Source organism: Moritella sp. F3 (genome assembly GCF_015082335.1).
Classification (GTDB): domain Bacteria; phylum Pseudomonadota; class Gammaproteobacteria; order Enterobacterales; family Moritellaceae; genus Moritella.
This window is the reverse complement of record NZ_BLRL01000001.1, coordinates 37795-51165: the sequence shown is the minus strand read 5'-3', so window position 1 is coordinate 51165 and position 13371 is coordinate 37795. Positions and strand designations below refer to the sequence as shown.

16 protein-coding genes are annotated in these 13371 nt (G+C 37.6%); 3 read left to right on the top strand and 13 right to left on the bottom strand.

The features are described from left to right. Nucleotides 1-41 precede the first annotated feature (41 nt). From JFU56_RS00195 to JFU56_RS00160, 8 genes are all read right to left on the bottom strand, one after another. Nucleotides 42-365 (bottom strand): ogr/Delta-like zinc finger family protein, encoded by a 324-nt coding sequence (locus JFU56_RS00195; RefSeq protein WP_198435283.1) that lies wholly within the window; start codon nt 363-365, stop codon nt 42-44. 170 nt (nt 366-535) lie between these two features. Further along, nucleotides 536-2410, bottom strand: coding sequence for a replication endonuclease (locus tag JFU56_RS00190; protein WP_242065775.1), 1875 nt, complete (start codon nt 2408-2410; stop codon nt 536-538). Further along, entirely contained in the window at nt 2391-2603 is a 213-nt protein-coding gene (locus JFU56_RS00185) for a hypothetical protein (RefSeq protein ID WP_242065774.1), read from the bottom strand. The genes JFU56_RS00190 and JFU56_RS00185 overlap by 20 nt, the downstream gene beginning before the upstream one ends. After that, the gene (locus JFU56_RS00180) at nt 2600-2827 is read right to left on the bottom strand and encodes a hypothetical protein (protein ID WP_198435282.1); all 228 of its coding nucleotides are present in this window, start codon (nt 2825-2827) and stop codon (nt 2600-2602) included. The genes JFU56_RS00185 and JFU56_RS00180 overlap by 4 nt, the downstream gene beginning before the upstream one ends. Further along, a complete protein-coding gene (locus tag JFU56_RS00175; RefSeq protein WP_198435281.1) occupies nt 2824-3213 on the bottom strand; it encodes a hypothetical protein in 390 nt (129 codons plus the stop codon). The genes JFU56_RS00180 and JFU56_RS00175 overlap by 4 nt, the downstream gene beginning before the upstream one ends. Then, entirely contained in the window at nt 3210-3500 is a 291-nt protein-coding gene (locus JFU56_RS00170) for a hypothetical protein (protein WP_198435280.1), read from the bottom strand. The genes JFU56_RS00175 and JFU56_RS00170 overlap by 4 nt, the downstream gene beginning before the upstream one ends. A gap of 18 nt (nt 3501-3518) precedes the next feature. Beyond that, entirely contained in the window at nt 3519-4037 is a 519-nt protein-coding gene (locus JFU56_RS00165) for a phage regulatory CII family protein (protein ID WP_198435279.1), read from the bottom strand. A gap of 195 nt (nt 4038-4232) precedes the next feature. Next, a complete protein-coding gene (locus tag JFU56_RS00160) occupies nt 4233-4457 on the bottom strand; it encodes a hypothetical protein (RefSeq protein ID WP_242065773.1) in 225 nt (74 codons plus the stop codon). 96 nt (nt 4458-4553) lie between these two features. Here JFU56_RS00160 and JFU56_RS00155 point away from each other — a divergent pair, with 96 nt between their 5' ends. Then, the gene (locus JFU56_RS00155; RefSeq protein ID WP_198435278.1) at nt 4554-5252 is read left to right on the top strand and encodes a helix-turn-helix transcriptional regulator; all 699 of its coding nucleotides are present in this window, start codon (nt 4554-4556) and stop codon (nt 5250-5252) included. Between the two features lie 125 nt (nt 5253-5377). Here the strand turns inward: JFU56_RS00155 and JFU56_RS00150 are convergent, their stop codons facing one another. Then, nucleotides 5378-6985, bottom strand: coding sequence for a hypothetical protein (locus JFU56_RS00150; RefSeq protein ID WP_198435277.1), 1608 nt, complete (start codon nt 6983-6985; stop codon nt 5378-5380). Beyond that, a complete protein-coding gene (locus tag JFU56_RS00145) occupies nt 6985-7998 on the bottom strand; it encodes a hypothetical protein (protein ID WP_198435276.1) in 1014 nt (337 codons plus the stop codon). The genes JFU56_RS00150 and JFU56_RS00145 overlap by 1 nt, the downstream gene beginning before the upstream one ends. Before the next feature lie 327 nt (nt 7999-8325). Between JFU56_RS00145 and JFU56_RS00140 the strand changes: the two genes are divergently transcribed. After that, entirely contained in the window at nt 8326-8577 is a 252-nt protein-coding gene (locus JFU56_RS00140) for a hypothetical protein (RefSeq protein WP_198435275.1), read from the top strand. Nucleotides 8578-8742: 165 nt separating this feature from the next. Here JFU56_RS00140 and JFU56_RS00135 read toward each other — a convergent pair whose 3' ends face one another. Beyond that, complete coding sequence (locus JFU56_RS00135; RefSeq protein WP_198435274.1) at nt 8743-9744, bottom strand: hypothetical protein; 1002 nt, start codon at nt 9742-9744, stop codon at nt 8743-8745. A gap of 451 nt (nt 9745-10195) precedes the next feature. Between JFU56_RS00135 and JFU56_RS00130 the strand changes: the two genes are divergently transcribed. Further along, nucleotides 10196-11164 (top strand): tyrosine-type recombinase/integrase, encoded by a 969-nt coding sequence (locus JFU56_RS00130; RefSeq protein ID WP_198435273.1) that lies wholly within the window; start codon nt 10196-10198, stop codon nt 11162-11164. Between the two features lie 132 nt (nt 11165-11296). Here the strand turns inward: JFU56_RS00130 and rmf are convergent, their stop codons facing one another. Both rmf and JFU56_RS00120 read right to left on the bottom strand, forming a co-directional pair. Then, nucleotides 11297-11473, bottom strand: coding sequence for a ribosome modulation factor (gene rmf / locus JFU56_RS00125; RefSeq protein WP_198435272.1), 177 nt, complete (start codon nt 11471-11473; stop codon nt 11297-11299). A 152-nt stretch (nt 11474-11625) separates the two neighbouring features. Further along, nucleotides 11626-13368: a DUF3466 family protein gene (locus JFU56_RS00120; protein WP_198435271.1), complete on the bottom strand. Its 1743-nt coding sequence runs from the start codon at nt 13366-13368 to the stop codon at nt 11626-11628. Between the last annotated feature and the right edge of the window lie 3 nt (nt 13369-13371).

Below are 13371 nucleotides of genomic sequence, written 5' to 3'. Positions count from 1 at the left end.
AAATAAACGAAAAATAACCGCTGAATATTTATTCAACTCTATTAGACACAAGTATTTGTTAAAGTTGAAGTTACTGGTGTTCTAGGTAAACGATCCAGAGATCCTTTGTGATCGTTTTCTTGCGCTTTTTCTATTTCGTCAAATATGTCGAGTTGGTCGAGGTCTTTACACAATTCAGGTTGCAACTCAGGGTTAGGTTTTTGGCCTGTTTGCTCAACAAAATGTGAGAAACAAATGTGTGACACCATGACTTTTCCACAATTTAAGTTCAAACATTGGCAATACAATTCCCTTGTTTCAGCAGAAATTGTACGTGATGTTGCAATGCGTGCTTTCGTTCCACATTTAGGGCATGTGATTAGCATTTAATTAGCTCCTTGTTATAATTTTTGATACGTAGATTCCAATGTAATTAACATTCAATTTCTAGAACGACAGGCAGCACAATAAAACGTAATCTTCATGACCGCATTTTCTACAACGCTGCTTAGCTGAATGAACACGTTTACCAGAACTCAACATTTCAACACTTTCTTCAAAATACGAACCCGCATATACCTGTTTGGGTTTCAGGTTTCAGGTTACTGGTATCAATATCTGGTACATCGGCGATTTTCGATAAATCTCTATCTCGCGTACAGTTATTGACACTAGTCCAAGGAAAACGGCTCCCGCCGCTTTCAGCAGTGCCTAAGAGACTAAGTGCAAGCGCGCCTAAGTCCTTTGGCTGTGTTTGTTTCTTAACGAGTGTCCACTGCTTTTCGCGTGTTAAAACAGTGATACCAACACCAGTAAGACCAGCCGTCTTTTTAACTAATTCTTGATAGTGATTTTCTGAACGTTCATACAATACCTTTATTGGTCGGTTACGTTGTTTAAGGCGGTGTCCACCCATCCAGTTGAAGTAAGACGCAAAGCAACCACAGTCGGCAGCAAGGCGTATCTTTTCAAATAGGCAGAACTCTTGCTCTTTCTCAATGCGTCGAAGTTCGCGCCATACGGTAACCGATGGTGTTTTTTGGAACTGGAATTGTCGAAAGCAAAATGCGCGTGACCAGGCAGTAACGTTAGTCACAGTTTCGACCAAATCAACAAGCTCTGAGTCTAAGTCTTTTTTACCTTCAAGCTTATGCGCATCAATGTTTTTAGAAATGTACTTAGCAATGTAAGCAACCGCATCACCTTTACTGCGATCGACTTTATCAATTTTAACGCGTGCTTCCATTGCTTTTAACTTTGGTGTGCCATCAAGCATAAACAATTCATCATTATCACGTTGATGCTGATATAGAGTTAATAGCTGGGTAAAGTCTTCAATTTGATTTTCTGGTACGAAGAAAACACCATGCCAATGTGGTGTGCCGTCTACGTGAGGTTCAACAACACGCATACCGTAATAAGTTAGCCCTGCTCTATCGGCAGCAGCACGGAAGCGCTGCCACGATGTTTTCAACCAATCATGTGCAGCAATCGGATCTGCACCATTCCAATTAGGATTTTCAACAAAGTACTTACCGTGTTTCTTTAACCGGTGATAGCGACCTGCAGCTGTCATTGTAACGAACAAACCAACATGTTCTTGAGAGTCTGCGTATGTCTGACAACCACTAAGTTGAGTCATTAACTCATAACGGCGATTAGCAGGATTAGATACTGATGCATCATGCACATCTTTAAGCTCAAGCGTTTCACCGCATTCACTTTCGATGGCCATGCTATCAAGCCAGTCTAATTGCTTCTTCTTACGGTCTTTAAGCCATTGGCAGGTAGTAAATGAAGCGTAAGGGCTTACATGTGGTGAAACCATACCTGCAGCGCGTCGGGTAGATTCAAAGGCAATTGTTACCTTTTGATTGATAGCGCGCAACCAAACAGCGCCATCACATGCGCGGGCGATAAGACCTAAATAGACGTCATCATCACGATCACGTTTTTTAGGTTCAAAGTGAGGCATCCACAAAGCAAGGCCTGTGAACTCGTTAATTTCTTCGAGTGCCTCAAGTGGCCTCTTCCCTGCTTTTAGTGCAAGTTCTAAATGTAAACATGCGCGTCCTGTTAACTCATCAGCAAGACGAACACGTTTATACTCAGTATCTAGACGGTACCAAGGCTCAGGTAATACACCTAAACTAGCAACAATGTGCGCACTACGATCATCAATAAATTTAACCGCACGTTTTAGGCCGTGTTTTTTAAGTCGTGCCGCACCGGCTTTATCAAGGTAGTTTTTAATATCGTAAGGAACGTTGAGTTTAGAAACGACCGAACGCGCGAAAGCAAAGGCACGATCGCGGGCTGGTTCTACGTTGTATTTGTTTGCGTTGTTATCAACAAAACTCGCTAGTTCACAACGCAGGTTATACGGCAGCTTTTTAAGTGGGTTACTTGTTTTAATGGCTGGGGTGAACATCGAAATTCGCTCCTAATTTCGCTCTATATTCAGACACCGTCATTGGTTTTAATTGACCAGCTTTAATCTTGATACGCTGTAAATAGTTACGTTTATCAAAGTTTTTACGTTCACTGATCACTTCTAAATCAGCACGTAGCTTTCTAACATTAGCCAAGCCACGGCGTCTTTCTTCAATCGTTAATTTATTCATAATTGGTCATAGTCCTGTGTGTTTACTACCATATAACCACCATTACCTTTAATGCGTCTTATCACGCCGCGGAAAAGCTGACAGCAATTCAATTGATGACAGGCATTACTCACTGCATCAGATTTACTCTCGAACTCACCAACTTCAACGGTTCTATACTCCGAAGTTTTAGGACATGTACGCATTCCAGCATCAGGGCCAATCTCAATTGCTACATACATCATGTCCATAACTCCAATGATTCAGAACCATGTAGTGGACACGTTTCTTCCCAATATTTAGCAATCCAAACAGCGAGGTCTTGATAGCCTAAATTAATTGCAACAAAGTACAGCGAACGTAATGCGCCCAATCCCTGCAATTCTGATTCAGAGTAAGAATCAGTATGACCAATAACACTTATCCAAAATGCAGATAAAGTGATGAGTACTTCTTTGCGTGAAAGTTGGCGTGTGTGATTAAATGACAAAACAGGCATAACCAGTACATCAAAATCACCAGCATCTACGACTTCAAATAGAGCAATAATGTCATTAGCCTGATCGGTACTAACGTTAAGATCGGTAAGAGACTTAATCATGCAATCAATAGGTACAGAGATACGCTTCATGCTGCCACCTCGATATTTACTGGCATTGCTATTAATTCCAATATTTTACATTTGGCATCTAGTGCCGCTTGCATTGGTCCTGAATCATTTAACCAAACGTTGGTGTGATAAAGGATTGAGGCTTCATAACTTTCTGTCGTTGTATTGATGTAATCAAAACCACGCGGCATAACTTTCACAGAAAGTGAATCGCTAACACCACTGTATTCAACTGTAATATCAATCGCATCAGGTCTTGATGTGGCAATAAACATAATTTCATTAATAACGCTTTGAACTGTTTCCATAATATTTATCCTTTTAAGTTACATGCCTGGTAATGGCATTCCATTAATGACTGCATCAGCACACATAGACACGAACGGCCCTGCACCACCGCAGCGGTTTTCAACATCTGACATAAGAAAGACCAATTCACGGACTGCTGATTGTGCCTTTTTAATAATTGCGTCTTTCTTATGGCGCGTAAGACGCCGATCTGACTCTACTTCTAAGATGTGGCGACTAATATCACCGGTATGAATTGCTACGCTCATTGCGCTTACAGTTAATGGCTTGGACTCACCTTGTTTTGGTAGGCGAACAGCGGTCAATCCGACTTCGAGTATCGCGCTGTTGATAATGTCGTGATTATCAGTTTCCTTAGTGATCTTGATTAATTCACTGACGGTTAATTGGTGTGGTTGATTTGGATTCAACTTGTTGCGTAGCATCTGGCCACGCATACCACACGCCTTTGCAATAGACTCTACGTTTTCAATATCTGCAAAACGGATACAGGCCGCGTCAATTACGGTTTGTTTGCTATCATTAATTTCATACATTGAACAAATCTCCCTATTTGCGATGATCAAACTACGCTGACAAAGCAGCAAAGGTGAATATGAATACTACAAAGACAACTTCAGATACGATGATTACTGGGCATATGAATTCGTGTTTGATTTCACACTGACTACACCGTCTTGTGCATTTACCTTTGCTGCTTAATTTGATGCCTTTAAGCATGCTGAATACCTCTAAGCAAGCCACGGTTTATCGTTGTTTGATTCCAAACACATCATGGTCAACTTAGCTATGTTTACAAAACGAGTTGCACGGGGTCTATCTTGCGTAAATGGTAGAGTCCCTCTGTCCATTTGAGACTGCACCGCGCATACAGTTTGTCCTGTTCTCTCAGCGAACAACTCGACTGCCATGGTAGGTACATCGTTCATTTGAATCACAATTGTTGTCGACATCATTACTTCCTTATGGGATTATTTAGGGTTACTGCCATTTGATAACACCACCTGCAACATCAGGCTGTGTAAACACATAATATAGGTCTGTGTATAAACATGTCAACTACTGTCGGACTAAAAATAAAGAGCATTCGAGAAGCCGAAGGGCTAACTAGAAGTCAACTATCTGATTTAATTGGAATTAGTACTGATACATTAGCTCAGTATGAAACTGGAAGAATTAAAGCAATAGGCTTGGAAAAACTTGATAAAATCATCAATCACGATCGGTTTCACAAGTATGCGCTATGGTTAATCAGTGAAAAGACAGAACCTGAAGTTGGCCAAATATCTCCAAACGACACTCTCAACAATGTCTATACACATACTAAAGAGAAGCATATCAAGCTCCCCTTCTACGAAATATCTGCATCAGCAGGCGTTGGTTTATTAGCAGAAGTTGAAGAATGTCCAAAATCAATCAGCTTTGAGCCAAATTGGCTACGTAATGATATTGGCGTAAGCCCAAGTAACGTATTTTTGATGTTGGTAGACGGCGACAGCATGCAGCCGACATTAAAGAATGGTTCTATGATCATGGTTAATCGTGATGTGGATAATTTATCTGATGGGGTTTATGTCATGCGTCATGACAACAACTTATTAGTGAAGCGACTACAGATGTTACCAGGCGGCATAATTCGCGTTAAATCTGATAATACGATGTATGACCCTTGGGAAATCACAAAATCACAATTGGACGGTGAAGAGCTGGCATTGATTGGACGTGTTGTTTGGACTGGGCAGAAGATGTGATTCTCGATAGAACAGACTAGTTTGATTAGTCCGCTCTATCTTACTTTCGATAAAAGAGTATTAACTTCATTAGCACTTTAGATACTCAGGATTAACTATGTCACAACAAATTTGAGCATTAAAAATTATGTTGTAATTCCAAGTTTGAAGCTACTTAAAATCTGCTTAAATTCATCTAGGTCAACTCCACCTAGAAGTTTATGAGTATCATGTACGCTATAATCAATAGAGTTGATATATCCCTGAGAGTATTTATTTGTTTTGTATTCTTCTGACTTAAGGGTCGATGTTAGAATTACTTGCTTTTGTAAAGCAAAATACAGTTTCAGCATCTTTTCCTCTTTGCGAGTAGAAAGTTCACCATCACGAAAAGAATCTATAATTAATGGGAACGGATGCCCTAATGCTTCGTCTAAAGCCATGATCCTACAGAAATAATATTCTTGTCCGTCACTTCCGGAATATACAGTATCTCGTTTAGAAAATAGGTCTTCAAAAAAAAGTTTCCCTTCTGGATCGATAAGCTCATGATATGATGACATGAGCTTAACAATAGATTCTAGTTTTTCATTCTTTTTACTATCACTAATGTCGACTCTAGTCGAAGATTTTTCTAGTTGAACATTCAGGAATTGAATTCTTTTATTAATCTCCGTAGCTTCTACGTCGTACTTATCTTCTTCCAATATTTCTTCTTTGAAAAATGCTAGATGAAAAATATCAGGTGGGGTGTGCACCATTTTTTTATTAACTTCATCTTGAAGATAATTAATCTGATAAGTCAGCTCTGAAATTACAAACTCTTTTTCTTTTACATTTTCTCTAATAGATGCAAGTATTGTTCTTCTAACATCGTTATTACTTACCTCAAATTCGAGATCTTCCGTTTTAAAAATTATCTTATCGCTCTTACACTCACCACAAATAATTTCACCTTCTGATAGATTCTGATTAAGTGAACGAAGTTCAAGAATTAGTGACTCTAATTTAGAGACCCTGTTAATAAGACGGCTTCTTTTATTTTTCAGCTTTGCAATTTCAGTATTTTTATTTTTAAAAAAAATGACCATGTCACTGGCTTCTTTAAAATCAGCACTTCTTGATGTATACGAAGCCACGTAAGGGCTTTTCTTTACAAGCTTAAGTTTTTTTAATGCTATTTTTAGATCATTTTTGAGATTCTTTATCTCTAACTTTATCTTATCATTATCAGAACTTTCTTCTACTTGCTCATCAATATTTAATAGCGAAAAAAGCATTGATTTAAAATCATTTTTATTGAACCGTCCACGATGAACGATGTTTGAAGGATCTCTTTTATCTTGACCTATAAAAAACATCTCATAAAACAAGCTAAAATCAATCATTTGTTCTTGGTTATTTTTCAATATATTAGGAAGATTGTATATTCTCTTGTGAAAAAAATACCTAAATTCAGCTTCAGTTGTGAAAAAACGGTGTTCATCTTTACTCTTAATGGAAAATGAATTTCCTTTACGAAGAAACTCATAGATAGTTCCTGCCATCTCAATTTTGGAATAGAAATAGTAATTTTTAAAGTTGAAACCATTCGGAAATATAGAAGGGTTTCCTATTGAATACATCAACCCTTGAGTAATCAGAGTCTTACCCCTGTTATTGTCATCACTAAATATAACATTTAGACCAGAAGTTAATCTATTCTCTATAAATGCTTCTTCTTGATTTCCTATCGCTATTTTTATTACATGCATTATTTATGGCCTGATAGTAATAATGATATGAGGTATTTCAAGCTCATTTCATCTAAGTATTTAGGTATTTTACATATACTACTTTTAGTATTTTTATATATTTCATCGACTTTCTTAGATTTATTCCTATGAATTTCAAAGATCATAAACTCTATTACAGACCAAAATAATATATATGAATTTTTGTCAAAAAAGGCTTTGCTTACATTCGATCTACACTCTAGTAATACGTCTTCCATATCATCTTCTTCTAAACCTGATAAATATTTGAAAAATGGCGTAGGGATACCATCATACGAAAATATTTCTATACCTACTAATTTACTGACAATTAAAGTGTGTATTTGAACTTTCGTTAGGTGCCTTTTGAAACCAATCACTTCTTCAGGTTTGTTTATCGTAATGTTTTCAATGTAAGAATTCTTAAGTGCACTTTGCTTGTCTCTTATTTCTTTAAATATATTTTCATAAATCTTCTCATCTATTACATCGACATTTTTGAATTTTGAAATTGATTTTATATAATCAGTTCTTGAATGATGGTCTTCATAAAAATTAACTTGGGCCAAGAACTCATTTAGAAAAGGAGCATTAGAAGCTTTACTTTTCTCTTGAATCATATTTGTTAACTTCGTTATTATTCGAGACTTTGTCGATTCTGAGATGTTATCGAATTTATAATAAGATTTACTATTATCTTTTAAGTAATCGGGGTTTAGAGGGTTACAGAAAAGAATATATTCATGAAATTTAAAAGATGAAATAAAATTATCATACAAAGTGTATAAGCTTTCTCCTATTTTTGATGGTGGAAAGTAGCTATAATTTTTGCTTTGTATATCCCACATTTTCGAAAAAGAATCTGTTGAGCCTGTAACATCATTAAAACAATCGAATGTAATTATATCTATCTCTTCACTTTCTTGGTGCATACCTACTAAGTAAAGCATTGACTTTGCTTCTGAATCAGATGCTTTTTCATTATTGATTTCAGTATTTTTGAATGTATACAAGGCAATAGTCCAATAGAAGCAATAACTTAAAGAAAGATATCCCAAATATGATCTCTTATCAATCAATATTCATTTAAATAATGATCTAACGAGGATAGAACATAAACATGTTAATATTATGCTGGTATTATTGTAAGTCTGAGGGGGATCATACGAACTAAACCGCCTATTTTAGTCACTGACCTTCAGAATAAAGACAAGTGTCACTCCCAAATATTCACCCTCGTAATCTAACTCACAACTTAAAGCTAAAGTACTCCATGTTTTTGCAAAAAATAATTCTAGAGCTAACTTTATAGTATCCCCCACCACCACAGAACTGAAAGCATGACAGAGTCAATGATGAACGTACTTATCGCAACATTATTTATTACGCATGTAGGAGTTTATTTTGCTACTTATGGTTTTGAACAAATAGAAATGAATATGAAGATTGATAAGGCACGATTGAAACTGTTCTATATGCGCTGGGCTTTTTCTACTTCGATGATAGTAGGAATATTTTACCTGATCACGATGCCTATTTTGTTAAGAGAGGTTTATTTGGGGTATAGCCTGAGGCTAATTGAAGCATCCTAACAATTTTATAGGCTGAATCATTGCCATAACAGAACAATTTATCAACGTCGGAAGCTTCGATAATATCCACTACTATCTTGATATTATTTAATTGTTGATATGTTTCTCATACAGCTTATTCTAAACCCTTAACGCCCGCGTAATATACGCGAGCTTACGAGTGTCTTAATTGACGCGTTTTTCAGCCATATTGCTATTTAGACTTAGAAATTGATTAACATTTTCAGTTAATTTTTTAATCAATTCTTGTTGTGATTCAACCCTCTCCTTCTCAGGGAGAGTTTCAGCTATTTTTAGTGCAAGGCTGATATTTTGAGTTATGACCAGCTTTTGATGATACTCGCTCATTTTTACAATTGTCTTGTTATAAAGATAGAAAAATATAGCTGCAATAAATTCTGTTAATAAACCCGTTGCAGTTGTTACATAAGCTGGCTCAACCTTTCCTTGGAACATCATAACAATGCCAACGGTCACAATTAACAAACCAGATACACACGCAAACATAGCTAAGCGAAAGCTTTTATTAGCTTGTTCTTGAGTCTGAAGGTAATATTGATCGATGTATTTAAAGTTTATTTGAACTAATTTAGTAAAGAAATTTTCTTCAATTTTTTCTTGTAGCTCTTCAGCTCCCTCTTTAGCCAATTTAATGTCGATCTTACTTACGACCACCCCAAATAACAGTTTTATATACCCAACTAAAACTCCGTAAATTAACACTCCAGTAACACCCCCTAAAATAATCACAGGAATCGCTTTAACTGAGGTTATTTCGGTTGTAACATTTTGTATAGCTTGCATATAAACAAAAACCGCACCAGAAATAGAAGATAAAACTACTAGCCACCATCTAAACTGAAATAACTCAGACCACTTTTCAGCATTTGATTTCTCTGTCTTTAATTCAAGAATTCTATTTGACGATACTTTACCTGGTGGTACTTTACCTGGTGGTACTTCACCTGCCGGTACTTCACCTGCCGGTACTTCACCTGCCGGTACTTCACCTGCCGGTACTTCACCTGCCGGTACTTCACCTGCCGGTACTTCACCTGCCGGTACTTCACCTGCCGGTACTTCACCTGCCGGTACTTCACCTGCCGGTACTTCACCTGCCGGTACTTCACTTAGAGCTACTTTTCTTATATCTTTAGTCAGTGACACAAATTTTTCCTATTTACATGATGGCTAACATTTGTATAACAGGGCTCTCGATTTTCCAAATCTATTCACTCTAGTTAATAGTAACTAATAAGATGAAAAATAAAATTGTAACCTGATATTAAAGCAGATTCAGAGAAAGCGTGCAGTCCTGTTATTTATTTTCCAAGTCCTCTAAATTATTCACAAGGACAAGCATACGACTGATTTTATTGAAATTTAATTTTATAGCAAGGAAAAATCGTGTATTTTATGACAAAGTGTGACGAACTAAAAAATAAACAAACTATGCTATTTAAAGTAATCTTATCGATCCTCTTTCAATATACTTCAAGTAGTTACATTTTTTAAACAATGTATCGTACAACTACAATCAAACATTGAACACTCCTAATTTAAACCTTATGATGCTGCATTAAAACTGTATATAACACCAGTAACACTAAGGCTGTTTATGTCTATTAAATCTATAACGAACGGCTATGAAGTAGATTGCCGACCACAAGGCCGTGACGGTAAACGCTACAGAAAGAAGTTTACGACCAAAGGTGAAGCGCAAAAGTATGAGCGCTGGCTTCTATCAACTCAAAATCAAAAAGATTGGGTTGAAAAAACAGCAGATAAGCGCCCTCTCATCGACTTAATCCATCTTTGGTACCACTATCATGGTCAGCAGTTAAAGACTGGCTCTAGAGAGCTTAAGCACTTAATCACGATTAATGCTGATTTAGGTAATCTTAAAGCTGACCAACTAACACGACAACGTTTCATGCAATATCGAGCAGATAAAATGGCCGGAGGTATGAAGCCCGCATCAATCAACCGTAACCAAACCAGATTGAGTAGTGTTTTCACTGCATTGATTAAAGCCGAAGAGTTCCACAATGAACATCCATTCAAAGGCATGGGGCCATTAAAGGTACGAGCGCCAGAAATGGGGTTCTTAACTAAAGCTGAGATAAAGCAATTATTGGCGAGTTTGAGTGGTGACGAATTGCATATTGCTAAGTTATGTTTATCCACCGGTGCGCGTTGGAGTGAATCAGCAGAATTGAAAAGTAGTGACATTGTGCACGGACGAGTTATATTTGGTGATACTAAGAATGGTAGAAACAGAACAGTTCCAATCACTGATGAGCTTTTAAATGAGATTTCGCATGGAAAAAGTGGCCGACTATTTAATGGGTCATATACCCTATTCCTTGCCATACTTAAACAGCAACAATTCGACATACCTAAAGGTCAGGCTTCGCATGTTTTACGACACTCGTTTGCCAGTCACTTTATGATGAACGGTGGCAATATATTAACGCTGCAGAAAATATTAGGACACTCCACGATAATGCAAACAATGACCTATTCACACCTTGCACCGGACTATTTAAATGAGGCGATGAAGTACAACCCAGTGTCCACATTGTGACCAAATTAGTACTATTCAGTGCCATTTACTGCTACTCATTAAACGCACAGAACCCCGTAAACAGGGGCGGAGCCTGTTGTAACGGGGTTCTATTAGCCCCTTTTTTGGGGCTTTTTTGTATTCATCAATTAACTATTTCATGAAGAACCCTGTACTTCGGATCTCTTGTGCTTCACGCCACCCACCTAACCATTGACCTCGCGAATCTGCGCTTTGAAATGGACAAACTTCATTCGAACGGCCAGCGGTTCCAGCTTGATAACCTTTCGAATATGCTCTTTCCAAACGATCTCTTTTCTGTCTCTTCATTCTAGATTCCTCAAAAAATGTATAACTTAAAGCAGAGACTTCCAATGCCTCTACTAAGTAATAGGCCAAGATATGCGACAAATCAAATAAAAAAGCCACCGTAATGAAATCACGGTGGCTTTGAAAGACAAAACATAATGTTTAGTGCTTAACTAATCACGCTTAAAACGGCGGAATAAAAGCATCATGGTAGGTAATAATACAAACCACCCCATGCCAGCCCCACTACGTTCATAGTCTTCTTCAGCTTTAACAGGACACTGAGATGAATTATCAAAATCATTTAGCTCATCTTTAGTGACCGTCATTGATAATACTACTGGCGATGAACCAGTTCTGTTCTTGTAGTTTTCAGCGTTTTTGTAATCAAAACCATTAGCGACAATCGTGTACGAGTTACTATTATTGTCAGTAATACTTATAGCATTAGAAAAACGATAACGTACATCTCCAGAGATATTGCCGTCATTAATCTCTTTACAGTATAAGTCATCTAAATAAGCTGACTTCTTATTTTTGTAATCATACACAAATGCACTTTGGAAACGTGCGGAACCATCTGCAGTAGGTGACGTTTCACCACGCGCATCACGCCAACCAACAACTAAACCGTCATTATTAATTTTGCTAACTTGTGAGTTAGCGCCTTTAATCGGGTTTGCCTGAAATGGATAATGTGTTTCACCACTTGCTAAATCATAAGTGTAGAACTCCGTCGCATAACTTCTATTTTGTGCCACACTGTAAGTGCGGTTACCGACAATAATAAAAGGCTGTGATGCATCAGTTCCGTTAGCTGGAGAAAATGTACCATCACCACCTACTGTTACAGGCTCGACATAAACTTGATCTGTAATATCGATAGCAACAGTATCACGAATAACATCATCATCATCAGGCTTAACTATTTCAGATCTTGCATATTTAAGAGTGCTATCAGCCTGTACATTTGGTTTAAATACCGTTGCCCGAGCACGGCCACCACTTGTTGACGAATAAACTTGCTTGGTAGAGAAACCAACGGCAAAACCAGAAGTATTGATAGCATAAGCATTTGCTATCAATACAGCATCAGTTCCACCATTTATCCAATCGGAAGCAAAGTATAATGCATTAACTGCTAATTGTTCCGCATTCCAGTAGCTAGCCTGCAGATCATAACCAGGACAGTTATATAAATCACCATAATCATAGCGGTCATCACTAGAGCCATAATTGAAGCAATAATCGAACTGAGAAGACCCACTTGTTCGAATGTTAGACTGTCCAACAATTAACTTACTAGAAAATTCAATTGCAGAATTATCTTTTGATTTTACATCAACTTGTGCCACGTCATGTGCAGAACTAAACCCACCATTCTGATCTGAATCGCCTGCTGATAAAAGTTGTTTTTCGCCATAAAATGCGCGTCGGACAAACTCTCCCTGAGTATCGCTGGTATTATAACCCACAGGTGTACTTCCATCTAAGGCTGTTACTTTAACCGAAACACCATCTTTGTTTTGCGCGGTGCTTTCAGATTTATAACCCCCGGCATAAGTATTCAGTATGTTGATACGCCATGAATGTAAGCCGTCGCTTCCATCAGACCTTGCTCCATCCCAAAGCATCTCACAAACATCAGAGTTATAAACGCAATACTCGTCGTATTGACTAGCACCATATGTCCAAGGTGCACCAATATCATAAGTAAACGATTGTGCATATGTATTAGTATAGATAGCAGTGCTGGTTGCAGCACTTGACGTATCCATTGCTGATACAAATGGGCCAAACTGACCATCAGTAGGTATAGTTATACTGCTAGTCAGGTCAGTAATTGATACCGCCATTGCATTCGAACAGAATACGAGACTAATAATCCCTGCTAATTTAGTCTTTTTTAAAAGCATTAT

Excerpts from the sequence above, each read along its gene's own strand:
- JFU56_RS00190 (WP_242065775.1), bottom strand. The coding sequence starts at position 2,410 with ATGTTCACCCCAGCCATTAAAACAAGTAACCCACTTAAAAAGCTGCCG.
- JFU56_RS00140 (WP_198435275.1), top strand. The coding sequence starts at position 8,326 with ATGACAGAGTCAATGATGAACGTACTTATCGCAACATTATTTATTACG.
- JFU56_RS00185 (WP_242065774.1), bottom strand. The coding sequence starts at position 2,603 with ATGAATAAATTAACGATTGAAGAAAGACGCCGTGGCTTGGCTAATGTT.
- JFU56_RS00170 (WP_198435280.1), bottom strand. The coding sequence starts at position 3,500 with ATGGAAACAGTTCAAAGCGTTATTAATGAAATTATGTTTATTGCCACA.
- JFU56_RS00160 (WP_242065773.1), bottom strand. The coding sequence starts at position 4,457 with ATGATGTCGACAACAATTGTGATTCAAATGAACGATGTACCTACCATG.
- JFU56_RS00120 (WP_198435271.1), bottom strand. The coding sequence starts at position 13,368 with ATGCTTTTAAAAAAGACTAAATTAGCAGGGATTATTAGTCTCGTATTC.
- JFU56_RS00195 (WP_198435283.1), bottom strand. The coding sequence starts at position 365 with ATGCTAATCACATGCCCTAAATGTGGAACGAAAGCACGCATTGCAACA.
- JFU56_RS00165 (WP_198435279.1), bottom strand. The coding sequence starts at position 4,037 with ATGTATGAAATTAATGATAGCAAACAAACCGTAATTGACGCGGCCTGT.
- JFU56_RS00130 (WP_198435273.1), top strand. The coding sequence starts at position 10,196 with ATGTCTATTAAATCTATAACGAACGGCTATGAAGTAGATTGCCGACCA.
- rmf (WP_198435272.1), bottom strand. The coding sequence starts at position 11,473 with ATGAAGAGACAGAAAAGAGATCGTTTGGAAAGAGCATATTCGAAAGGT.
- JFU56_RS00155 (WP_198435278.1), top strand. The coding sequence starts at position 4,554 with ATGTCAACTACTGTCGGACTAAAAATAAAGAGCATTCGAGAAGCCGAA.
- JFU56_RS00175 (WP_198435281.1), bottom strand. The coding sequence starts at position 3,213 with ATGAAGCGTATCTCTGTACCTATTGATTGCATGATTAAGTCTCTTACC.
- JFU56_RS00150 (WP_198435277.1), bottom strand. The coding sequence starts at position 6,985 with ATGCATGTAATAAAAATAGCGATAGGAAATCAAGAAGAAGCATTTATA.
- JFU56_RS00180 (WP_198435282.1), bottom strand. The coding sequence starts at position 2,827 with ATGATGTATGTAGCAATTGAGATTGGCCCTGATGCTGGAATGCGTACA.